Here is a 21,804-nt window from a genome sequence, read left to right as displayed (position 1 = left end):
AATACAATCGGTTATTCTAAATCTCATAGCTATATGCTTGATCTCCTTATGCAGCAAAAGACGCAGCTGGAGAGTAAGTCTATTCAGCTGACTTCTGGACTGAAGTCGCAAACCTATGGTGGCATTAGCTCAGATTCTCGCATGGCTTTGGAGCTGCGCCGTGAGATTTCGAATATTGAGGTTTATGAAGACTCTAATGCGATTGCGAGTATCCAGCTCGACTTAATGGGTAAGTCTCTTGAGCATATGGAGAAGATGCGCTCTGAGAGTGTGAGTGCGATTGATGAGAACAACTATACGCTGACCACAGATGGCCAGACGACCAGTCAGCAAGCGACTGAGATTATGCTGCATGAGACGATCTCGCAGCTGAACTCTGAAGTGAACGGGTATTATCTGTTCGGTGGTAAGGATGCGACTGAGCCACCTGTTGCCTCACTTGATGCCATAATGGATGGGCAAGGTGGAAAGCTTGGGCTCAAGGAGCTCATGAAGCGTTATGAGAATGCTCATGTTGGTGCCTCTGAAAATGGTCGCATCGAATCCAGTGTGACAAATCCGCTTGGTGTTCCTACTCTGACACTTCAACAGGACAATGTTGAGGGATTTGGCTTTGAAATTACTTCCGTTTCTGCGTCGTCTGCTGATGTTGCAACAGCGGTTACTCCTGAAGACCTGACTGATCCGGCTAATCCTGAAGGGAAGAAGGGGTCCTTTGCGTTCAATGACACTCCGAGTGTTGGTGATACGATTGAGGTTGAACTGGAACTTCCTGACGGGAGCAAATCAGTTGTTAAGCTCACAGCAACCGATGATCCTGATGCAGGGGAGGGAACCTTCCTGATTGGGACGGGTGCTAATCCTGCTTTGGAGAGTGCTCAGAATGCTCAGGCGGCTTTGGATAAGGCAATAGGCGATATTGCAAAAACTGAGCTTCGTGCGGTTGCTGATGTGCAGGCTGGTGAGGAGTTTTTTGGTAATCACGGGCGGACTGATCCGGTGCCGAAGGTGCCAAAAGCGGACGGCTCTGGTTATGAGACTGCACCTGATCTTCTGGTCGACTGGTATACCGGTACCGAGAACTCTGATGATCCGCGCTCAGACAAGGTTGTTCAGATTGATGACAATGTGCGCGTGGAGTATGGCGCGCGCGCGAATGAGTCAGCGTTTTCCGAGCAGCTGCAAAACCTTGCTGTGTTTGTGGCGGCAGACTTTACAGCAGAAACTCCAGATGATGCTGAGAGTGAAGCGGTCGCAAAATCCTACTATGCTTCGTTGGCAGGTAAGAGCGATGACGCACTCTCTGTTGCTGGGGATCGAAATTCAGGCATCCAAAGCGTTGCATCTGAGATGTCGGTGGTGAATACAACTGTGAAACGTACTGCTGAGAGGCAAAAGCAGGCGTCTCTGACCTATCACAACACGTTGACCGGTCTCGAGAACGTTGACAAGACTGAAGTTGGAACTGAGATAGCCGTGCTAAAGACGGATTTAGACGCCTCGTTTCAGGCAACGTCTATACTATTAAATCTAACAATCACTGACTTCTTGAGATAACAAAAAAGCCTCCGTAAAACGGAGGCTTTTTTGTTATTATACGTTTGCCTTTTGGCCTCTTAATCCAGATGCCAGAGACTTGTTGATGTTGATCATTGTCTCTAATGCTTCTGGTTCCGCGCCGCCCATCATTTCCATGGTTCTGTTGAACATAAACAGGGACAGATTTGCGATGTTATTTTGGAGCTCCAGAGGCAGCTCGCTATACTCTGCAGTGGCCTCAGTTACAAAAATTGTCCAGAGCGTGCGATTGAATATGAGCGTTTCATTCCGTTCTTCGCGTGAAACTGTATCCCACTCACGTTGCAGCACAGAAAGGCGTGCCGCCGCTTTCATCAGAGCTTCAGCTTCCAGAGCCCTCGGATCCGCTGAGGCCGAGGTGTTTGCGGACTGCTGATATGCCTGAGTTGCTTGTTGATACATGACTTATCAAAGTCCTTTCATATTCAATCAATTTTTTGGCGAGCTTCAGGGCGCGATAGAGCTCTTCTCGCAAAATTGCGGTGCTAATCTCGCTGATAAGGTCGCGTGTGCTTGGTGCGGCCTGCAGGATCTTTCCGATCACATCGAAATACTCTTTCTGAGTAACCGTGATATCCTGCTTTAAATACATGACCTGCACTGCAAGGTAGACCTGCTGTGCCATGGTGCTGGCGTCTTCCGGAAGAAGGATATCCTTCTCTCGGAGAATAGGTGCATCTCCCTGAATGAAAAATCGTGCACGTTGCTTATCGTTAGTGATAAGTGTCTCACCAACAATCAATTTTTCTCCGGGTTTTAATTCGACCTTTAGTGCCATGCAGCCTCCTTCAAAGCACTCTTAACTATGATGGCAACCAAAAGGTTAATCTAGTTAAATCTTACGAGTTATTCAGCGATTTATTTCTAATTTTGCTTAAGTTTAGAGCTCTTCTGAATTGAATATGTAGAGTCGCCAGTTAATGCATGGCAGCTTAAGCCATTGGGTGGGCTGTGAAAGTACAGATAGGCGGAAATATGCACAGACAATATTGCGCAGTCGTCGAGCTGCCGCTGTTGAGTAAGTTTTTGACTTAATTATGTAAAATTAGATTTATCCTTGAGCTGATGAGTGTGGTTGCTGCAATCCCTGATTTATTAAGCGCTTGTTAACACGTTCCCCCTTTACTCGCAGGACGGGTAATTGTACCCAATTAAAACTCAGTAATTATTTGCTGCGTTTGTGACCCAGGAAGGGTCATTCATTATCCTAGAAGGGACATTTAAAATGGCTGATATTACACTCACCGCTGCGGTTCGCTCAAACCTGAGCACGCTCCAGAGCACGGCTAACCTGATTAGCGATACTCAAGAGCGCCTCGCAACTGGTAAGAAAGTTAACTCTGCCCTCGACAATCCGAATTCCTTTTTCACAGCATCTTCTCTGAACTCTCGCGCATCTGACCTGGGCAACCTTCAGGACGACATCGGGCAGTCGGTTTCTACTCTTGAAGCTGCCGACAAAGGTATTCAGGGTATTGATAAGCTCTTGGATGCGGCGAAAGGTAAGGCTAACCAGGCGCTGCAATCTAAAGATGCTGATACGCGCGCTAAGTATGCGTCTGAGTTCAACGAATTACGTACTCAGATTGAGGATATTGCCAAAGATTCCGGCTATAAAGGTAAGAACCTTCTGGGCGGCGACGGCAATGATTTGCTTGTGAAGTTCAATGAAGATGGCTCTTCTAAGTTGAACATCTCTTCTGTCGATTATACCGATTTGGACTCAGAAGATGCCGCGTTTAAGCTAGGTAAGATTAGCGACACTGTTGCTGAAGTTGACGCTATCGACGGTAAGGCTGATTTTGATCTCGGGATTAGCAAGAATTCATTGAACAAGACTACAGGCTTCACCAATCCAGGCCTTGCTGATACTGCTACCGATCTTAACACCGCCACTGAGTTTGCAGATGGTGGCGTGATTCACATTGATTCTGGCGATGGCGGTGTAACCGATTTGACTATCGCTGCAGGTGTTTCACTTGATGACTTACAGACAAGCATTCGTGCAGAGCTTGGGCAAGATGCGACTACTGGTTCTGCAACAGTAGCTATCGAAGCTGGTCAAGTTGTTATTTCCGGCGTAAATAAAGATATTGAACTCTCTTATACACCAAGTGGCGGTGGAGAAACTGGTGGTGAGTTGAATGGTCTTAATGTCGAAAAGAGCGTGACTAAAGAAACTACGTTGGCTGAACTTGATGCATTTGAGATTGGCGATCGTGTTTCATTTAATCTTGGTTCTGGTCCGACCACTGATTTTGATATTTCTGCTACGTCCACGATTGACGAGCTTACAACAGCTATTAATGGTGTGACTGATGTCACCGCTTCTTTTGTTGACGGCGTTCTGACTGTAGACAATGAAACGATTGATAATCAGATCACAACATCGGTTGACGAAGGTAAAGAGTTTACCTTTAGTTTTGTAGGGAACGGTTCAGGTGCGCAGTTCTCTGACTCTTCAACTAATGTCGTGGGTCAAGATATTGCGGCAGTTGAAGGTCGTGGTTGGGGTTCTGACGAGTTGATTGAAGAATCTCTTGATCAAATCCGTCAGGCTCAGTTGGATCTGCGTGCGCAGGCTTCTACTTTCGGTACAAACCTGTCTGTTGTAACCAACCGTCAGGACTTTACTGCTGACCTGATCAACACTCTGGAAGTTGGTGCTGGTAAGTTGACGCTGGCTGATTCCAACCTGGAAGGTGCGAACCTTGCAGCTCTGAATACTCAGAACTCTATTGCTACTTCTACTCTGTCTCTGGCAACTCAAGCTGGTCAGTCTGTGCTGCAGCTTATCCGATAAGCTTTGTTTCAGATTTAGAATTTGGAGAACGCGCTCTTTGGGGCGCGTTTTTCTTTGTCTTTTTGGTTGTATCGTCGGTTGCGTTGATATGTGCGTTGCTTTGCGTTTTTGTGGTGGTGGGTGCGTTGTTATGCGGTGGTCACTGGACAGACAAAAAAAGGAGCCATGCTGCGGGGGCGGCATAGCTCAAGGGGGATAAGTCTGGTTTGCAGGGAGGATAAAGCCTGTGTGGCTTAGGCCTGCTTTGCTTGCGTTGGCTCGACCTGCTTTGCTTCGTAGATCGCAGGATCAATCTCTTTTGCCTCACCGCCCAGGCTGCGCTTTTCTTGTGCCTGAAGGACTTCATCCAGGAATGCACGAATGCGGCGAGCTGTCTTGGAGGGCAGTTCGTAGATGACGTCGCCTTCTGGCTCTTGCGTCATCGAATAGATGAGCTCATCTGACTCTTCATCATAATTGTAACCGCGCTCAATGCGGCTCTGGTCGTCCTTAGGTTTGCTAGGGATGACGCCGAGACGGGAGTCTGAGAGGTAGGACTTTTCGGTGGCGGTTGAGTTATCCTCTGACTCAGAGGATGCAGTGACGGCCCGGGCGCCGGAGAGTTCGGTTTTGACCTGTTCGGTCTCCGATTTTACCGGTGCTGCCTGTGTTGTCAGTGCCTGATGTAAGAGCGTTGGTCTTTGTGTGACTATTTCCATAATGTCCCCCACGTGTTCAATCTCTGACAACTTTATGGGGAATGTTCTTAAATAATATTAATCTTAATGATAGAAATATACGAAATATTTAGAGAAATGCGACTGAAAACCGCCAAATACCCCTATTTATCAGGGAGGCTACGGGCGATCTTCAGGTTATTTCGTTAATATGCACGCTTAATATGGTGCCGTTTACAGGGTTTGGTTAACGGCAATGCCCTGAGCGGATCTTTGGGGCGAACTCATCATGCCGTTTGCACCGTAACCTCTTGTTTTCATTTGAGAACCAACGGCTTTAGCAACGGTCTCAATGACGTTGTCCGTCACTGAACGTGCCGTAGAGACCACTTGCAGGTTGGTTTGAAGAATTGGCCGCAGATTGCCGTGACGCTCGCGCATACGTTGAATGGACAACGGAGCGAGATTGCCAAGTGCGATGGCGTTTGCACTCGCGACGCGGATGCCAGAGAGATATGACTCGATGGCTGCATGTTTTTTGGGGGCAACGGTTGGCAGCTCAGAAATTTGCCCCTCGCGTAGCAGCTCTGTTTCGGCCTCGATGATATCTACGAGGTTGTCCATTGCCGTCTCAAAATTTTCGCAGAAGACCTCGGCTTGCATCCGTGTCTGGATAGGTTCTTCTTCAAACGATACTGTACTTGGAACAGTTTCAGCGTCGTACTGGTTGGTCATACTGCGTTCTCTTGAAGTTGTAGTAATTGCGAATGAACTGAAGCTGCAATACCAATGCCGCCAGATTGAGACATTGTGTTGGCGTACTCGTTGATCAGCATGGATTTCCACGCTTCTGAGCCTTCGCCGTTACCATAGGTCCCGCCTTCATCAAGGCCGGTGAACATGTTTTGCAACATCTCATTGAGGAATACGGTTTCAAATTCCTTGGCCTTTTCCATCAGCGGATCTTTGGTAGCTGATGGTTTGCCTGCCTGATTGGCGCCCGCGATCAGGTCTGCAGAGCTTGTCAGCGCAGGTGAGGGCAGTTGTGCTTGTTGGAGCATTAGAGGACCTCAATTTCTGCCTGAAGGGCGCCAGCGGCTTTGATGGCCTGCAAGATGGAGATCAGGTCTCTTGGGCCAATGCCCAGAGCGTTTAATCCATCAACAAGCTGCTGCAGTGTGATTGTTTCGTTGACGAGTGCCAGCTGGCTATTGTCTTCAGTCACCTGCACGTCTGTGCGAGGCACTGCAGCCGTTTGGCCCTGTGCGAATGGCAGCGGCTGAACCACCTCTGGTGATTCTGCGATGGTGACTGTGAGATTGCCCTGTGCGACTGCGACGGTGGAGACTTTCACCTGCTGACCCATGACGATGATGCCGGAGCTTTCGTCAATCACGATCTTGGCCGGTAAATCAGGCTCTACGATCAGCTGTTCGATGTCAGTGATCAGATCGACAATGTTGCCATCGAACTGTTTTGGAAGTGTGAGGCGAACGGTGGATGGGTCGAGTGGTTCAGCTGTCGGTAGGCCAATCAGCTCGTTAATTGCAACAGCGATACGACGGGATGTGGTCAGGTCCGGATTGCGCAGGGCCAGACGAATGGTGCTGAGAGAAGCGAGTTTGAACTCAACCTCCCGCTCCACAAGAGCACCGTTTGGAATGCGGCCAGATGTTGGAACGCCGCGCACAACGGAAGCGGCGTCACCCTGTGCTGCAAAGCCAGCGATTGCCACTGGACCTTGCGCAATGGCGTAGGCTTCTCCGTCTGCACCCATCAATGGTGTTACCAGCAGTGTTCCGCCCTGAAGATTCTTTGCGTCACCCAGTGCGCTCACGGTCACGTCGATGCGGGTGCCTTGTGTTGAGAACGCTGGCAGGTTGGCGGTTACCATTACGGCGGCGGTGTTCTTTGTGTTCAGGTCTGCTTCGTTGGTGTTGACGCCAAGGCGTTCCAGCATTGCCTGCAAAGATTGCCGGGTGAATGGTGAGGCATTGAGAGAGTCACCAGTGCCCTGAAGGCCGACGACGAGACCGTAACCAATGAGCTGGTTGTCCCGGATGCCTTCAAAGTCAGTGATGTCTTTGATCCTTGAGGCTGCGTTTCCCTGAAGGGTCGCGCCCATAAGGACGATCAGTGCCGCTGCGGCGATTCTACGTAAGTTTGCGAAAGAGCGCATTGGTACCCGGCTGTTCAGTTCACACATGCCGGAAATATGCGAATTTTGTGCCAGTTTCAGTGTTGCGTTTGCTAATTTTTAACCTGCTGAATTTACTGGGTATTTTTAGTAGGGGGTGGATAAAAGTTAAAGCACTGCAAATTTTAATGCGGCAATTGTTGCCTGCTTGGTAAAGTTTTATGTGATCAGCTCGGCAAATGCGTTCGGGTTTAAGCTTTTGTCCAGTTCCATAGCTCTGAGGGTAAGGTCTTGCTTGTACGCAGCACTCCAGTTTCTGGTTTGAACTCCACGAGTAAAGTGGGCACGAAACGTCGCAAAGGTTCTGAAGGCGAGCAGGCGGGTGCGTTTGCCGTTGAGGAGGAGACCACCAGCGTTGCGCAGTCGCAGGCTGGTGTTCCAACACCGTCGCTGCAGGGTGTGGATTCTTTGCTGGCCCTTCAGCAGATGGAAGTTCAGGTCGATGACAAGCAGCGCGCTGTGCAGCATGGAAATAAACTTCTGGATCAACTAGATGCGCTGCGGATCGATTTGCTGCAAGGCAAAGTGCAGCCAGAGCGCCTTGAGCGACTTGTTGGTAACCTGTCCATGCAGGTCAAAAGTGGTAACCCCGGTCTCGACAGAGTGGTCGAAGATATTGAATTGCGTGCAAGAATCGAGCTCGCAAAGCTGGGTCACTACGTAGAATAGCCTATCCATTTACGATAGTATCAAAGGTTTCCAACCGCATAAGTTGCTGAATACACTGAATAATTGTGTTCTTAGACAATTTCATCTTTTTAGTAGATTGTTGTTTCAGGTTCCTCTCGCTATATTCCAGCCGCCCATATAAATAGGCGGAGTTTCAGATGGCAGTTGATGTCGCAATTGATTATCGTCCAACACAGGATGAACCATTCATGAACGACCAACAGCGCGAGTACTTTCGTAGAAAGCTTCTTGCGTGGAAGGAAGATATTCTGAAAGAGAGCAAGGAGACCCTTGCTGCGCTTCAAGAAGAAAGCACTAATCACCCAGATCTGGCTGACCGTGCTTCTTCTGAAACCGATCGGTCGATTGAATTACGTGCGCGTGACCGGCAGAGAAAGTTGATTTCCAAAATCGACGCTGCTCTTGCTCGCATTGAAGACAAATCCTACGGCTACTGCGAAGAGACTGGCGAGCCAATCTCTGTTCGTCGTTTGGATGCACGACCTATCGCAACGCTTTCTATTGAAGCCCAAGAGGCTCATGAGCGGCGCGAGAAAATCTATCGGGATGACTGATCCTCAGGGAGACAGGATATCGCCTTTCAAGCTGTGGTCCTAAGTTTTTAGGCTCTAGTACTTGAAGTATGACTTTACGAGGGAAGCACGGCTTAGCTGTGCTTCCCTTGTTTTGTTTTGGCCGGACGTCGGTGTGCGGTGTTCTGGTGCACAAAAGAAAACGAGCCCGGCATGCTGGGGAGCATGTTGCCGAGCTCGCTTTATGTACCGCTCAAGCTGGGGAGCTTATTAAGCGGTTTTGGGTTCTTTGATTTTTTGGAGCACGCCGCGTTCATTTACAGTCACGCATCGCGCTCTAACATCTTTGTTGGAGCGAATTCTTGCCGTTTGACTGAAGCCAATCAAACGGAACACGCTCTAAAACGGAAGCACGATGTCCAGCACCTGACTGCCGTATTTAGGTTGTTGGGCAACGGAGATCTGGCCGCGGCCGCCGTAGCCGATGCGTGCCTCTGCGATCTTGGTGCTCTCAACAGTGTTGTCGGATGCAATGTCCTGCGGACGAACGACGCCCGCTACGATTAGCTCACGGACTTCGTGGTTTACACGCACTTCCTGACGGCCCTCGATGACGAGGTTGGAGTTGGGGAGTACCTGTGTCACGACAGCTGCGACGGTGGTCTTCAGGCTTTCTGTGCGGTCGATAGAGCCTGTGCCCTGAAAGTTGTCGGAGCTGTTGATTGATGCCAGAGCGTCAGCTGAAGCGCTGGCAGGAAGTGCCAGTGTGTTGATCGCGCCGCCGAGTGCGCCACCAGCTCCTGAGTTCTTCGCATCACTGCGTGAGCTCTTCGAGGTGTTCTCAAAAGCTGCTTTGTCGGAAATGGTGACGTTTACCGTTACGATGTCGCCAACACGTTTTGCGCGCTGGTCCTGAAAGAAGGCTCTGTTGCCGGTGCGCCAAAGAGAGTTCGCGTTGTAGCGCTCTACTTCCTTAATTGGCATTGGCATTTGTACCGGGCGATAGCCTGGCTGCGTGCGTGGGTCCTGAATCGCGGTCAGAACAGGTTCTTGACCAACTTTGGAAAGTTTGTCGGCTGTCTCGCAGCCGACGAGTGCAAACAGGCCAATCGTGAGCGCAGCATATTGCTTGATTTTGGTTGCTGAAGGTATTCTCGGCATCAGCGGTTCTCCAATACGGCTGCGACCTGCGTTTTTGCGGTGGTCACGATGGCGATGTCTCTGCCGATGACTTCAGCAAGGATCGTTTTCTTTGAAATTGGGTTTACAATCTCAATCAGGTCATTTTTGCCGCCTTCAGACTTGGCTTTGCCCTGAGTTGTGATGTTCATGCCGGGGATCTTGTAGATCACTGTTACTTTTGCGCCGCGCTTGACGAGGATCGGTGCGCTTACATCCCTTGGGGTGATGGTTGAGCCAGAGCGCATGTTACGGCGCACTTCCATTCCAACAAGATCAGCAGCTGCAAGAAACTCACGTCCGGCATAGCGGGAGGCTGGCTTGCGCTCCTCGCGAATGTCCTTGGCTGTGATGACCGTGCCGCGTTGCAGATTGCGAGCCAGAGTGGTGATGGGCACCATCTGAGAGGCGTTGCCAATGACAGAGATTGGCTTACTTTGGCCTTCCTGCACCACATTGAGGATGGCTTTGAAGCGTGCGGTGCGCGGTGACCAGTTGATGTGCCCGATGGTTAGCGGAGAAATGGAGTTGGCGTCTGCCTGCATGTTCACCGGAAGTGGTGAATGGTAGGAGATTTCAATCTCGTCCGGCTGCACGCTTGCGCGCTCCGCAAGTGCATTGCGCAGGATGTCTGAGATGAGTGTTTCATCTACCGGGATGGAAAGGCGGTGCACACTCACAGTTGTCAGGCCGTTGGTATCGGCCTGAATAAAGCCAGCGGCCTGTGCCTGCTGTGCGATGATCAATGCAGACACGTTGCCAGTGGTGCCAAGGTCCGGGCTGCGAAAGATTGGTGTTTGAGCCAGCTCTCCCGCTTCGGTGTAGAAGTCACCAATGGTGACGACTGGTCCGGTTACGTTGACCGTTGGGCGCAGGGTTGAGGCCGCAAATGCGCTGCTGGCTGTCAGGGCCAGTAGTCCTGCAATGAGTGTGGTTGCCAACTTTCTCATCAACTCAACTCCTTAGCGAAGATTCGTTGTGGTGGAGTACATCTCATCGGCTGCTTTGATGATCTTGGAGTTCATCTCGTAAGCGCGCTGAGCAGAAATTAGATTGGAAAGCTCGGTCACAGCATCGACGTTAGATGATTCAAGATGGCGCTGAAGGATGTTGCCAAAGCCTGCGTTGCCTGGGTTGTCGGTCTGTGGCGGGCCGCTTGCCGGAGTTTCCAGGAAGAGGTTGTCGCCGATTGCCTCAAGGCCAGCTTTGTTTGTGAAACGGGCGATTTCGAGCTGTCCAAGGTTGAGGACCTGGTCGTTGTCGTCCATGGCCTGCACGAGGCCTTGGACGTTGATTGTCAGATCGCGGGCGTTGTCCGGAATTGTGATTCCAGGCTGAACTGTATAGCCGTCTTTGGTGACGAGCTGGCCTGTCTGGGAGCGTGCGAAGGAGCCGTCACGGGTGAAGCCGGTTGTGCCGTCCGGACGCTGGATCTGGAAGAAGCCTTCGCCGCGAATTGTAATGTCGTACTCGTTGCCCGTTTGGGTCACTGAGCCCGGTGACATGATGCGCGTGGTTGCTGCTGTGCGTACACCGGAGCCAATTTGCACGCCGTTTGGAACGATTGTGCCTGCGTCTGAGGTTTCGGTGCCCATGCGGCGCTGGTTTTCGTAGAGCAGATCCTGAAAGTCTGCGCGCTGGCGCTTGTAGCCAGTGGTGCGCATGTTGGCCACGTTGTTCGAAATAACTTCGACATTCAGTTCCTGAGCTTTCATGCCGGTTGCGGCGATGTGAAGGGCTTTCATTGGGCTGTTCCTTAAGCTTCAACCGATCCAAGTTCGCGGATGGAGCGCTGACGAAGTTCGTTGCGCTGCGACATCATCTTGGACACGCTTTTGTATTGACGGGTGATTTCAATCATGCGGGAGATTTCCTGAATGCCTTCCACGTTGGAGCCTTCAAGGGCGCCCTGGACGACAGTCGGGTTATTTGCTGGGATTGGGTTCAAGCCGGAAAACAGGTTTGTGCCAACGTGCAAAAGCTCTTGGCGGTTGTCGAAGGTGTAAACATCCAATCGGCCAAGTTGAGCCTGTGGGGTGGAGATCACGCCTTCTTTGGTGATGGTGATTTCACCATCTTCTGGATTGATTTGGATTGGAGCGCCGTCAGCGAGAACTGGCAGGCCTGCATCTGTTACGAGCGTGCCCTCAGGATCAATGGCAAGGCTGCCTGAGCGAGTGTAAAGCTGCTCACCGCCTGCACCAGTCACAGCCAGATAGCCGTCACCTTCAATTGCGACGTCGAGCGGATTGCCTGTCAGCTGGATCGAGCCCTGTGTCAGAACTGTTGCTGTCCCTACATCCTGCGTAAAGGACAAAGGGCGATCCGGGCGCTGAAATTCAGTCGCCTGCGCGGTTGGCATCAAGAATTCTTCAAAGATAAGCCTTTGAGCCTTGTAGCCAGTCGTATTGATGTTAGCCAGATTGTTGGCCACCACATCCAAGTTCCGACGAAGGGCACTTTGGCGTGATAAGCCGATCAGCTGTGCGTTTTCCATTTTATGCTCCCCAGCATTGCAACAGGTCTCCCCAGACCCGCAGCGCCAAGGTTCTTGCAGGAGTTGTGCCAGTTTGAAACTTTGGCTGAATTCTGCTGTTTTGATGGAGGGAAGCGCAAATTATCTGTTAAGTATTTGATAAAATATGCCTACTTTAATTTCCTAGTGGGCAAAAATTGCTTAGTAATGACGTATTAACCATTCGGTAATCAGTGTTAACCAACTAGGTTGCATTATTAGTTACTAAACTTTTAATTGCGATTCACCGGGACGCAAAAATGGCAGATGCGGAACTGCAAAATACTGAGGATGACGGCAAGTCCGGCAAACGCAAGATCGTTATAGGAGCGATTGCTGGCGTCTTGCTGTTAACCCTTGGTGTGGGCGGTGCATATGTAATGGACTGGATCAATCTGGGTAACACAGCCACTGTCAAGCGGGCGGATGGCACTGTTGAGCAGATCCAAACCAAGCCTGTCGTTTTTTACGATCTGCCAGAAATGACGGTGAACCTTTCTACCCAAGGCCGCACGACCTACCTGAAAGTTCGCATTGCTCTTGAAGTTGAGAGCGACAGCATGGTTTCTCAGGTGGAGCCTTATCTTCCGCGCATTCTTGATGCTTTCCAGATTTATCTGCGTGAGTTGCGCCCTGCTGATCTGGAAGGATCTGCCGGACTGTTCCGCTTGAAGGAGCAACTTCTGCGCCGCATCAACTCTGCAATCTATCCAGCCAAGGTTGAAGGGGTTCTCTTTAAAGAGATCCTGATCCAGTAGGGGGGGCGGCATATGTCAGATACCGATACTCTCCCTGAAAATATGGATGATGCCTGGGACACCGCTCTTTCTGAAGCTGAGGGTGGTGACAGTGATGAGGATCTTGCCGCGGCCTGGGGCGCTGCGCTTCAGGAGCAAGGCGTAGAAGGCGGTGAAGAGGCCGCAGCTCAATGGGCTGCGATGATCGACGACAGCGAACCGGATGTAGAGAGCGCGTCTCGTGGTGCGGACCGTATTCTGAATCAGGAAGAGATCGATAACCTGCTGGGCTTTACGCTGGATGGGTCTCTGGCTGGTGATGAAGGTGGTATTCGTGCGCTGATCAATTCGGCAATGGTGTCTTATGAGCGCCTGCCGATGCTGGAGATCGTGTTTGACCGTCTCGTACGTCTCACGACGACATCTCTGCGTAATTTCACATCGGACAATGTTGAAGTCTCCTTGGACTCCATGACCAATGTGCGTTTTGGCGATTATCTCAACTCCATTCCTCTGCCAGCGATCCTTGGCGTGTTCAAGGCCAAGGAATGGGATGGCTTTGGGCTTGTTACCGTTGAGAGCTCTCTGATCTATTCCATCATTGATGTGTTGCTTGGTGGTGGCCGTGGGTCTTCACCTACACGCGTTGAAGGGCGGCCATACACCACGATTGAGAGCAATCTGGTGCGCCGGATGATTGAGATTATCCTGCTGGATGCTGAGCAGGCTTTTGGACCGTTGTCCCCTGTGAGTTTCCCGCTTGAGCGTTTGGAAACGAACCCACGCTTTGCTGCGATCTCCCGTCCTGCGAATGCTGCCATTATGGTTGAGCTGCGCATCGATATGGAAGATCGCGGCGGTAAAGTTGAGATTGTGCTGCCTTACGCGACCCTTGAACCAATCCGTGAACTGCTTCTGCAGATGTTCATGGGTGAGAAGTTCGGGCGTGATCCTATTTGGGAAGAGCACCTTGCCACTGAGGTTTATTCCTCAGAAGTGCAGGTAGATGCTGTCCTTTATGAAAACACCATCCCGCTCCAGCGGGTGTTGAATCTGGAAGTTGGTCAGACCTTGCTGTTTGATACCGGCCCTCGTGATCCTGTTCAGGTGAAATGCGGGGGAGTGGCTTTGACAGAGGGCCTTATGGGCCATGTTGATGACCGAATTTCCATCGAAATTTCAAAGAAGCTGAAGCAACCGAAAATGACGCTCGCCGCTTTTGAAAAGTCCCTGCAAAGCGAACTGGAGACAAACTAGATGTCCCTAGGTCTTATTATTGAATGCATCGTTGCGGTTCTTCTTGTGATTACCATTGGGTATTGCTGGACACTTAACCGTCGCCTAAGTCGTCTCCGCTCCGACGAAGAGTCCTTGCGCGCAACCATTTCTGAGCTGATTACAGCGACTGAAATTGCAGAGCGTGCGATCATGGGTCTCAAGTCCACCTGCGGAAATGCAGACCGTACTCTTGGTGTGCGTCTGGGTGAAGCTGAGGCGGTTTCCCGCAAACTGACTAATCAGTTAGGAGCCGGTGAAGATGTGCTCGACCGCATTGGCGGTGTTGCAGATCGTGCACTTGCTGATCGTGATACCCGTGTGGCCGCACCAGCAGCTCCAATGTCCCGCACTTATGAAACCGCAGCGGAGGGACTTGCTGCCGGGATCATTGCGGAACAGGAAACAATGCATCCGGCTGAAACACGCAGCGCTCCAGCCCCTAAAGCTGCGACCCGCTCTGTGACCCGTGACATTCGTGAAGCTGCAAATGAATCAGCTGCGCGCCTTGAGCGCTTCCGTAGACAAGCGCAGGACCGCGTAGCATGAAACTAAGGCTCCTTCCGATTGTCGTATTTGCTGGTAGCGCCCTACTGGTTTTGAAACTGCTTGGTTTGTTTCTAGGTGATACTTATCCAATTGGTGCTGTTCGGGTTGCCGATGCGCAGCAGTCGGAAGTGGCGAAGGCTGAGGAAGAGGCACCTGCTACTCCAAACGTTCTTCCCAATCCATCCGGCGCACGGAAGATCCAGATCGCTCAAAATACAAGTGGTGTGAAAGAAAGTGGTGTTCCAACGAACTCCGTTTCTGAACTTGCCGTTCTCAATAGTCTTGGCAATCGCCGCGATGTGCTGAACCAGCGTGAAAGTGATCTGGAGCTTCGCGAGCAGGTTCTTGCAGCTGCTGAAGCGCGTTTGAATAAGCGTTTTCAGGAACTTAAGGCACTTGAAGCGAAGATTGATTCTGAAGTTGAGCGCAAGGAAAAGCAGGCTGCGGAAGAGATTCTGGATCTGGTGAAGATCTATGAAAGCATGAAGGCCAAGAATGCAGCACGGATCTTCAATCGTCTGGACCTGGACATCATGCTGAAGGTGGTGAAGGAGATGCAGCCGCGGAAGATGGCGGATGTGCTTTCTGAGATGGATCCGGAAATGGCGGAGCAGCTGACAATTGCACTGGCAGCAGGCGAGAGCCGCAATGTGAAGACGACTTCCACAATTCTTCCGAAGATTCAGGGGAATTAACTGAGCAAATTGGCGGTTTTTCGCTCTTGGCTCAGGAGTCTGTAAGCTTGCGTTAATAGCCAATTGTTACAGATACCTAATTAATTTTAGGAGTAAGACTCAGGCATGGGCGAATTTGGGGGCGACCTTAAAGATAAGCAGAAGCGTTCCGTTCTGCGCGCCACTTTACCTTTTGTGCCGCGCCGTGCATTGCATGGAGCACGCATTGTGAGGGTAAAGGGTAAGGCTTGGCTTGTCTCCTTCATGCTCGCTACAACTGCTTTAGGGGGCAGTGTTTTAAGTGCCTGGGCCGAGCCAGCTTCTGCTGTTCTTGAGGTTGAAGACACCGGTAATTTTGCCCGAATGGTAATCACGTTCCCGGATCGCTCGTTGTTGCCGCCTTATGAAGCTTCCATTTCCACCAGTGTCCTGCGTATCTCCTTTCCCGATGGCATTGCAGCGGATGTTGATGATGTGCCGGAAGCATTGATGGACTACATCTCCATTGCCCGTGCTGATCCTGATGGTGCTGCGCTGCGTTTTGCATTGCGGCAGCCGGTTAACATCAACAGTATGGAAGCTGGCGAGAAGCTCTTTATCGACCTGCTTCCTGCCAATTACGAGGGCCGGCCTCCGTCCTTACCTCAGGATGTGGTTGATGAGCTTGCCCGACGGGCTGCGGAAGCGCTTGAGCGTATTCGTGTGTTGGAAGAAGCGAACGCGCTTGAAGATCAGGAGATCAAGGTCAAGCTGCGGATTGGGACACATCCAACATTTACGCGCCTGATCTTCGATTGGAATGTGAAGGTTGGCAGTGCGTTTGAGCGCAACGGAAACAATATTCGTGTCAAGTTTGATCAGGCTGCTGATCTGGATCTGTCTCAGTTTAAAGCAAGTCTACCGGGTACTGTGCTGGATGTTGGCTCGCAAACCCGTGACAATGATCTGATCTTCAACATGATTGTTGATCCGAGTGTTGATGTGCGATCTTTTCAGGAGGGGAAGCAGCTTATTGTTGATGTCACGCCTGAAGACATCGGCCAGTTGGATCCTCGGGTTTCTGAAGTTCGCGATGAGCTTTTTGGCGATGGAGATGTGCCGCAAGGCGCTTCGAATGTCATAAACACGCTTGGTAATAAAGATGCGGCGCCCGCAGCAAATGCACCGGCTGCAATTGCACCTGCCGTGTCTGCTGCTGTTGATCAGGCTCGGGTTGCTGCTCCGGGCAGTCTGTTTCCGACGCCTCAACCTGTTCAGACTGCTCAAACCAGCGTGAATGATGGCCTTGATTTTCCGCAGATGCCGTTGCCAGTTGCGAAGCCGGAATTGGAACGCATTGGTGATCCGGTAGATCGGCCTGCTCCAGCTGACATTCCTCTATCAAAGCCTTCGGAAGAAGACTTGCAGGCTGAGGTTGGCAAAGAGCCAGAGCCCGTTGAAGCTGTTGTTGTAAAGGCGCAACCTGTTCGCCGTGTGAAACCTGAGCCTGCGCCTGAAACTGATGTGGCACCTGTTGCTGAGAGCATTCTGGAAACCGATCTCATTGCCGAGGTTGTGAATGCAGGTGGGCAGACCTCGATACCAGTGACGCTTGCATCTGAACAAGGCGCGGGCGCTGATGCTGTGCCGGCTGCTGCAGCTGTTGTTGCTGATGCAGACGAGGAGTTGCCGATTGCGCGTCGTGCTTCTGCTGAAACAATTATTCAGGAAGAGAACGACGCTGCAGCGCGTGTTGTTGGCGTTGAGACATATCGCATTGGTGACACCGTTCGTCTGGTGTTTCCGTTTGAGAACGAGGTTGGTGCTGCTGTTTTCCGCCGTGATGAAAAAGTCTGGGCGGTGTTCGACAGTGAGGAGCATCTGGACGGGCGCGGTATTCCAGCCGTTTTGAGTGATCTTGCGCGCAAGGTGGAGCTTGATGAAGTTGATGGCGCGCAGGTGCTGCGGTTTGACCTGAAGCGGACCACGTTGATTTCTATCGAGTATCAGGATGACGCCTGGGCGATCACTTTGGGGCCGTCGATCTCGACAAAGACTGATCCGGTTGATGTTGAGCGGAATGTGCAGGGTGATGGCTCGAATGTTCTGCGTTTGCCGTTTGGAGCAAGTGGGCGGTTGCATGTGCTAACTGACAAAAGCGTCGGCGACCGGATTTATGTGGTCAGCGGTCCTGCGCCTGTTCGTGGCATTTTGAAATCGCACCGATTCCCTCAGGTACAGATTCTGCGCAGCTCTCAGGGACTTGCTGTGGTTCCGAGTGCAGATGGGATTGATGTTGAGTTGTCGGGTGAAGATCTTGTGATCTCCAGACCTGACGGATTGAAGATTTCGAATCGTGGTCTTTCCAAAGGTACGACGATTGGCGCTCATGTTAAGGACCCGACACAGCCGGGCCTAATTGAATTTGCGCAGCTGGACCAGCAAAAGCCTGAGGATTACATGCAAGGCCTTCGGGCGCATGAGGATGCGATTGCGAAGGCTGATCCGGAGCAGTTGAGTGGTCCACGTCTGGATATGGCGCGGTTTTTCCTCTCCAGTGGATTTGCGCAGGAAGCTATTGGCACCTTGCGGATCATGGAAGAGGATGATCCTCTCATCGAGAAAGATGCCACCTTCAACGTGATGATGGGCGCTGCGCAGATGTTGGCGTCGCGACCGGGTGAGGCGCTCGAGTATCTTGCTGCTCCTGAACTTGCCAGCAGCCCTGATGCTGCGGTGTGGCGGACCTTTGCGCATTCCTCGCTGGGGGACTGGCAGGGCGCTCATGCAAATCTTGGGCGCGGGCTGGCTGTTATGGCCAATTATCCGGTGATGTTGCAGGTGTACTTCAACCTTGCGGCTGCCAAGACGCATCTGGCTCTTGGGAACTATGGCCGGGCGCTGGGGGCTTTGTCGCAGATTGAGCCTTCTGATGTGAATGAAGAGCAGGCCATTCAGTATGACTTGTTGCGCGGGCGGATTGCCGATGCTTCTGGCCGCTCACAGGAAGCACTGGACGTGTATGACCTGGTGGTGCGCTCCAGTGATGGACCGGAGGCTGCTGAAGCCAAGTTCCTGAGTGTGAAGCTGCGGTATCGGGATGGTTTGATTGATGCGGATGAAGCTCTTTCTGAGCTGGAGGGGCTTGCTGCGTCGTGGCGTGGTGATGAAACTGAACTGAAGACACTGCGGCTGATGGCTCAGCTGCATGCGCAGGAAGGTAATTACCGCCGGGCCTTTGAGGCGATGTCTCAGGCTGTGCAATCTGATGCAGGCGCGGAAATCACCTCGAACATTCAGCAGGAAATGGGGTCTGTCTTTGCGACACTGTTCCTTGAAGGCAGGGCGCAAGCTCTGGAGCCTGTGAAGGCGCTTGCGCTGTTTTATGATTTCCGAGAGTTGGTGCCAGCTGGCCGTCAAGGTGATGAGATGGCGCGGATGTTGGCCAGCCGTCTGATTGATATGGACCTGCTGGATCAGGCTGCTTCTGTTTTGCGACATCAGATCGACAAGCGTCTGAAAGGTGCTGCGCGGGCGCAGATCGCTGCTGATCTGGCTGTTGTTTATCTGCTGAACCGGAAGCCGGAAGAAGCGCTGCGGGTGCTTTCGCAAACGCGTCAGGGGCAATTGCCGGCTGCTTTGCAGCGCCAGCGAAACATTGTTGAGGCGCGTGCTCTGAGTGAGAGCGGGCGTCCTGATCTTGCTCTGGAGCTGGTGCGTAACATGTCTGGCTCTGACGTGGATCGTTTGCGGGCTGATACGCTTTGGTCGGCACGATCCTGGCGGAAGGCTGGTGAGCAGCTGGAACAGATGAACGGCAGTCGCTGGTCTGATGAAGTGCCGCTTGCCGACCATGAGCGTGTTGATGTCATCCGCGCGGCGATTGCCTATACGCTGGCTGAAGATAGCTTAGGTCTTGAGCGGCTGCGGCAGAAATACTCGCAGAAAATGAGCGAGTCTCCGCAGGCTGAAACATTTGAGATTGTGACGCGGCCCATTGATGACCGCGGCGTTGAGTTCCTGAATGTTGCCAAGTCGATTGGTGGCGGGGATAGTCTGGTGTCCTTCCTTGAGGAGTACAGACGCCAATACCTCTCAGCGACGCCGATTATTCCGACTGAGGAAGCTTTCCTCTATCCCGAAGATACCAAAGAGGGATCTGCATAAGCAGCCTCGTCGTGAAGCAGTTTTAACACCGCATGACCTTTCATGCGGTGTTTTTGTTTGGTGTCTGACTGATCGGGGAAGAGGCTAACCGCCGAAACTTCGGACCAGGCTGCCTGCGATCAGTTGCCAGCCGTCTACGAGCACAAAGAAGATGAGTTTGAATGGCAGCGAGATCACGATTGGCGGCAGCATCATCATACCCATGGACATCAGGACTGATGCAATCACGAGATCGATGATGAGGAATGGCAGATAGAGCAGGAAGCCGATTTCAAAGGCGCGGCGCAACTCGCTGATCATGAAGGCTGGTACGAGAACGCGCAGGCTCAGCTCTTCAGGAGTTTCCGGGGCAGGGGCCTTTGCGAGTTCCTGAAAGAGCAGGAGATCAGTTTCGCGTACTTGTTGACGCATGAACTCGTGAAAGGGTTCGGATGCCCGATTGAATGCTTCTTGCGGGTCGATGGTGCCTTCAATCATGGGCTTTGCGCCCAGATCCCATGCAGTTTCAAAGGCTGGGGCCATGACGAAGGCTGTCAGGAACATGGCAAGGGATAACATGACCGCATTTGGTGGTGCAGTCTGAAGCCCGATTGCAGAGCGGAGCAGTGAAAGAACCACAACGATACGTGTGAAGCTTGTCACCATAATCAGGATGCTCGGTGCCAGTGAGAGCACTGTGAGCAGCATGACCAGCTGAACAGCACGCTCTGTTACCGAGTTGCCTTCTCCGCCTCCAAAATCAATTGAAATGCTTTGAGCAGCAGCAGGACCGAACCAGAAAAGCAAGAGAGCGAAACCCAAAAGCCCCAATCGGCCTTTGTTTTCGCTCAGCTTTGCTTTCACCATTCCTGCTAAATTATTTTGTGTTGGCCTCAATGTCATCTAGCAGGTCTGCCATTTCCTTTGCGATGCCATCTACAGCTTCGCTGGGATCATCTTTAGGTGATGTTTTCTCTGCTTTTTTAGGAGCAGCTTCGGAAGCTACCGGCTTTTCTGCCTTCACTTCCTGCTTTGCTGGTTTCTCAGCTTCAGGTGCCTTTTCCGGCTTAGCTGGCTTCTTGGCTTTTGCTTTGCTGGCGGCTTTTTCCTTTGCCTTGGCTGGCTCGGGCTTCTGCTCTGCAGCAGGTGTTGGCGTTGCCTCTGCTTTTTCAGCTGGAATAGCTGCTGGTGCTGCGTCAGCTTTTGTCTCTTCTGGCTTCAGCGCAGGCTTTTCAGCAGCAGCTTCAGCTTTTGCGACAGGCTTTTCGGCAGCAGCCTCAGGTTTTGGCGCGTCTTTCTTCTCTTCCTGCACTTTGGCTGGCGTCTCAGTTACCCGAGGGCGCATGAAAGCACTTGCTGCGTTCGCTGCCGGACCGTTCAAAGGCGGTTTCATTGCCGCTTTTGGAATAGGCTTGGATGCTGCCGGTGCTTCTGGCTGTGGCGCTTCCGGTTTAGGCGCAGACTTTTCTGCAGGTTTCTCTGCTACTGGTGCGATCGGCTCCGCCTGCTTCACGGCTGGGCTTGGCTGAGAGGGGCTGAGTGAGCGTGGTGAGGCTGGACGAGCTGGAGACGGGCGTGCTGTTATTGGGCGTGCCGCTACTTTTTGAACGCCGCGTGCGCCGCCAATGGTTGGCGTCTGCAAAGCAGCTGGTCTTACCGGACGCGCAGATGCCATGTGCCCTGCTGCTGCAGCTTGAGGAATTGGCGCTGCCTGAGGCACTGCAACAACTTTTTCTTTGATTGCTGCTGGCGCCGGGGCAGGTGCTGTCGCTACAGGTTGTACAGGTGCCTTTACTTCAGGCTGCTGCTTTGGAACAGGGCGACTTGCAGGTGCAGGTTTGACCTCTGCCGTTACTGGTGCGGTGTCTTCACCCCAGTTCAGGCGTGCTGTTGGTTCTTCTGAAGAGGGCGTTTGTTCTGGTGATGCCGGTGTGGTGCCGACTTGCCCATTGCCTGTAAACATCTGTCCGCGAGGCGGGGCCGAGACCGGCATGCCACGAATGATGCCTTGCTCAACAACAACGTCATTAGCGCCCCCGATCATGATGAGGTGCTCAACATTGTCTCGGCGGACAAGCAGTAATCTGCGCCGCGCGTCGATATCGGTCGCATCCATGATTGCAAGACGAGGTTGGCGACTTCGCGACCCCTTGTAACTGGTTCTTGCTAAGCGCTTCAAAAGCGGAATGCAGACCGCGATGAGAACCGCGATAATCAACATCGCCAGTACGACAGCAAGAAGCTGTGCGCTTCCCTGCGACATACCAGTGGTTTGGGCCAGCCAGTCAGGCATGAATGTTCCTCAACTCGTATT

Annotated in this window: 21 protein-coding genes; 9 read left to right on the top strand and 12 right to left on the bottom strand. The window is 52.0% G+C overall.

The annotated features are described in order from the left end of the window. Positions 1-48 precede the first annotated feature (48 nt). Positions 49-1,557, top strand: a complete 1,509-nt coding sequence (locus tag PsAD5_RS15965; RefSeq protein ID WP_208988641.1) for a hypothetical protein — start codon at positions 49-51, stop codon at positions 1,555-1,557. 36 nt (positions 1,558-1,593) lie between these two features. Here PsAD5_RS15965 and PsAD5_RS15960 read toward each other — a convergent pair whose 3' ends face one another. Continuing rightward, positions 1,594-1,980, bottom strand: coding sequence for a flagellar biosynthesis regulator FlaF (locus PsAD5_RS15960; RefSeq protein WP_084405986.1), 387 nt, complete (start codon positions 1,978-1,980; stop codon positions 1,594-1,596). Continuing rightward, entirely contained in the window at positions 1,901-2,356 is a 456-nt protein-coding gene (locus PsAD5_RS15955; RefSeq protein WP_063289608.1) for a flagellar biosynthesis repressor FlbT, read from the bottom strand. The genes PsAD5_RS15960 and PsAD5_RS15955 overlap by 80 nt, the downstream gene beginning before the upstream one ends. A 447-nt stretch (positions 2,357-2,803) precedes the next feature. Here PsAD5_RS15955 and PsAD5_RS15950 point away from each other — a divergent pair, with 447 nt between their 5' ends. Further along, positions 2,804-4,381, top strand: coding sequence for a flagellin N-terminal helical domain-containing protein (locus PsAD5_RS15950; protein ID WP_063292785.1), 1,578 nt, complete (start codon positions 2,804-2,806; stop codon positions 4,379-4,381). A gap of 233 nt (positions 4,382-4,614) precedes the next feature. On the opposite strand, the gene PsAD5_RS15945 is transcribed toward PsAD5_RS15950, so the two are convergent. From PsAD5_RS15945 to PsAD5_RS15930, 4 genes are all read right to left on the bottom strand, one after another. After that, positions 4,615-5,079: a hypothetical protein gene (locus PsAD5_RS15945; RefSeq protein WP_057462628.1), complete on the bottom strand. Its 465-nt coding sequence runs from the start codon at positions 5,077-5,079 to the stop codon at positions 4,615-4,617. A gap of 192 nt (positions 5,080-5,271) precedes the next feature. Then, positions 5,272-5,772: a hypothetical protein gene (locus tag PsAD5_RS15940; protein ID WP_063289606.1), complete on the bottom strand. Its 501-nt coding sequence runs from the start codon at positions 5,770-5,772 to the stop codon at positions 5,272-5,274. Beyond that, positions 5,769-6,098 (bottom strand): rod-binding protein, encoded by a 330-nt coding sequence (locus PsAD5_RS15935; RefSeq protein ID WP_063292784.1) that lies wholly within the window; start codon positions 6,096-6,098, stop codon positions 5,769-5,771. Before PsAD5_RS15935 ends, PsAD5_RS15940 begins: the two co-directional genes overlap by 4 nt. Continuing rightward, on the bottom strand, positions 6,098-7,216 hold the full coding sequence (locus PsAD5_RS15930; protein ID WP_063292834.1) for a flagellar basal body P-ring protein FlgI: 1,119 nt from the start codon (positions 7,214-7,216) through the stop codon (positions 6,098-6,100). Before PsAD5_RS15930 ends, PsAD5_RS15935 begins: the two co-directional genes overlap by 1 nt. 249 nt (positions 7,217-7,465) lie before the next feature. On the opposite strand from PsAD5_RS15930, the gene PsAD5_RS15925 reads away from it, so the two are divergent. Further along, positions 7,466-7,903 carry a flagellar assembly protein FliX gene (locus PsAD5_RS15925; protein ID WP_057462625.1) on the top strand — a complete coding sequence of 146 codons (438 nt, stop codon included), beginning with the start codon at positions 7,466-7,468 and terminating at the stop codon, positions 7,901-7,903. 158 nt (positions 7,904-8,061) lie between these two features. Further along, the gene (gene dksA / locus PsAD5_RS15920; protein WP_057462624.1) at positions 8,062-8,478 is read left to right on the top strand and encodes an RNA polymerase-binding protein DksA; all 417 of its coding nucleotides are present in this window, start codon (positions 8,062-8,064) and stop codon (positions 8,476-8,478) included. Positions 8,479-8,835: 357 nt separating this feature from the next. On the opposite strand, the gene flgH is transcribed toward dksA, so the two are convergent. The 4 genes from flgH to flgF are packed head-to-tail and all read right to left on the bottom strand — an operon-like array spanning position 8,836 to position 12,112. After that, on the bottom strand, positions 8,836-9,597 hold the full coding sequence (flgH, locus tag PsAD5_RS15915) for a flagellar basal body L-ring protein FlgH (RefSeq protein WP_063292783.1): 762 nt from the start codon (positions 9,595-9,597) through the stop codon (positions 8,836-8,838). After that, complete coding sequence (flgA, locus tag PsAD5_RS15910) at positions 9,597-10,565, bottom strand: flagellar basal body P-ring formation chaperone FlgA (RefSeq protein WP_063292782.1); 969 nt, start codon at positions 10,563-10,565, stop codon at positions 9,597-9,599. Before flgA ends, flgH begins: the two co-directional genes overlap by 1 nt. Before the next feature lie 12 nt (positions 10,566-10,577). Then, complete coding sequence (gene flgG, locus PsAD5_RS15905; protein WP_057462621.1) at positions 10,578-11,360, bottom strand: flagellar basal-body rod protein FlgG; 783 nt, start codon at positions 11,358-11,360, stop codon at positions 10,578-10,580. 11 nt (positions 11,361-11,371) lie between these two features. Then, on the bottom strand, positions 11,372-12,112 hold the full coding sequence (gene flgF, locus PsAD5_RS15900) for a flagellar basal-body rod protein FlgF (protein ID WP_063292781.1): 741 nt from the start codon (positions 12,110-12,112) through the stop codon (positions 11,372-11,374). A 278-nt stretch (positions 12,113-12,390) separates the two neighbouring features. Here flgF and PsAD5_RS15895 point away from each other — a divergent pair, with 278 nt between their 5' ends. The 5 genes from PsAD5_RS15895 to PsAD5_RS15875 all read left to right on the top strand — a co-directional run bounded on the left by PsAD5_RS15895 (position 12,391) and on the right by PsAD5_RS15875 (position 19,511). Further along, on the top strand, positions 12,391-12,888 hold the full coding sequence (locus PsAD5_RS15895) for a flagellar basal body-associated FliL family protein (RefSeq protein ID WP_063292780.1): 498 nt from the start codon (positions 12,391-12,393) through the stop codon (positions 12,886-12,888). Between the two features lie 12 nt (positions 12,889-12,900). After that, entirely contained in the window at positions 12,901-14,124 is a 1,224-nt protein-coding gene (gene fliM, locus PsAD5_RS15890; protein WP_063289603.1) for a flagellar motor switch protein FliM, read from the top strand. Continuing rightward, positions 14,125-14,691, top strand: coding sequence for a DUF6468 domain-containing protein (locus PsAD5_RS15885; RefSeq protein WP_063292779.1), 567 nt, complete (start codon positions 14,125-14,127; stop codon positions 14,689-14,691). Next, positions 14,688-15,386, top strand: a complete 699-nt coding sequence (locus PsAD5_RS15880) for a MotE family protein (protein WP_063292778.1) — start codon at positions 14,688-14,690, stop codon at positions 15,384-15,386. Before PsAD5_RS15885 ends, PsAD5_RS15880 begins: the two co-directional genes overlap by 4 nt. Positions 15,387-15,491: 105 nt before the next feature. Then, positions 15,492-19,511 carry a hypothetical protein gene (locus PsAD5_RS15875; RefSeq protein WP_208988639.1) on the top strand — a complete coding sequence of 1,340 codons (4,020 nt, stop codon included), beginning with the start codon at positions 15,492-15,494 and terminating at the stop codon, positions 19,509-19,511. A gap of 84 nt (positions 19,512-19,595) precedes the next feature. Here the strand turns inward: PsAD5_RS15875 and fliP are convergent, their stop codons facing one another. After that, positions 19,596-20,357, bottom strand: coding sequence for a flagellar type III secretion system pore protein FliP (gene fliP, locus PsAD5_RS15870; protein ID WP_082830714.1), 762 nt, complete (start codon positions 20,355-20,357; stop codon positions 19,596-19,598). Between the two features lie 10 nt (positions 20,358-20,367). Beyond that, positions 20,368-21,783, bottom strand: coding sequence for a flagellar biosynthetic protein FliO (locus tag PsAD5_RS15865; RefSeq protein WP_063292777.1), 1,416 nt, complete (start codon positions 21,781-21,783; stop codon positions 20,368-20,370). Positions 21,784-21,804: the final 21 nt, after the last annotated feature.

This window comes from Pseudovibrio sp. Ad5, from assembly GCF_001623095.1.
GTDB lineage: Bacteria > Pseudomonadota > Alphaproteobacteria > Rhizobiales > Stappiaceae > Pseudovibrio.
This window is presented reverse-complemented; position numbering and strand designations above follow the sequence as displayed.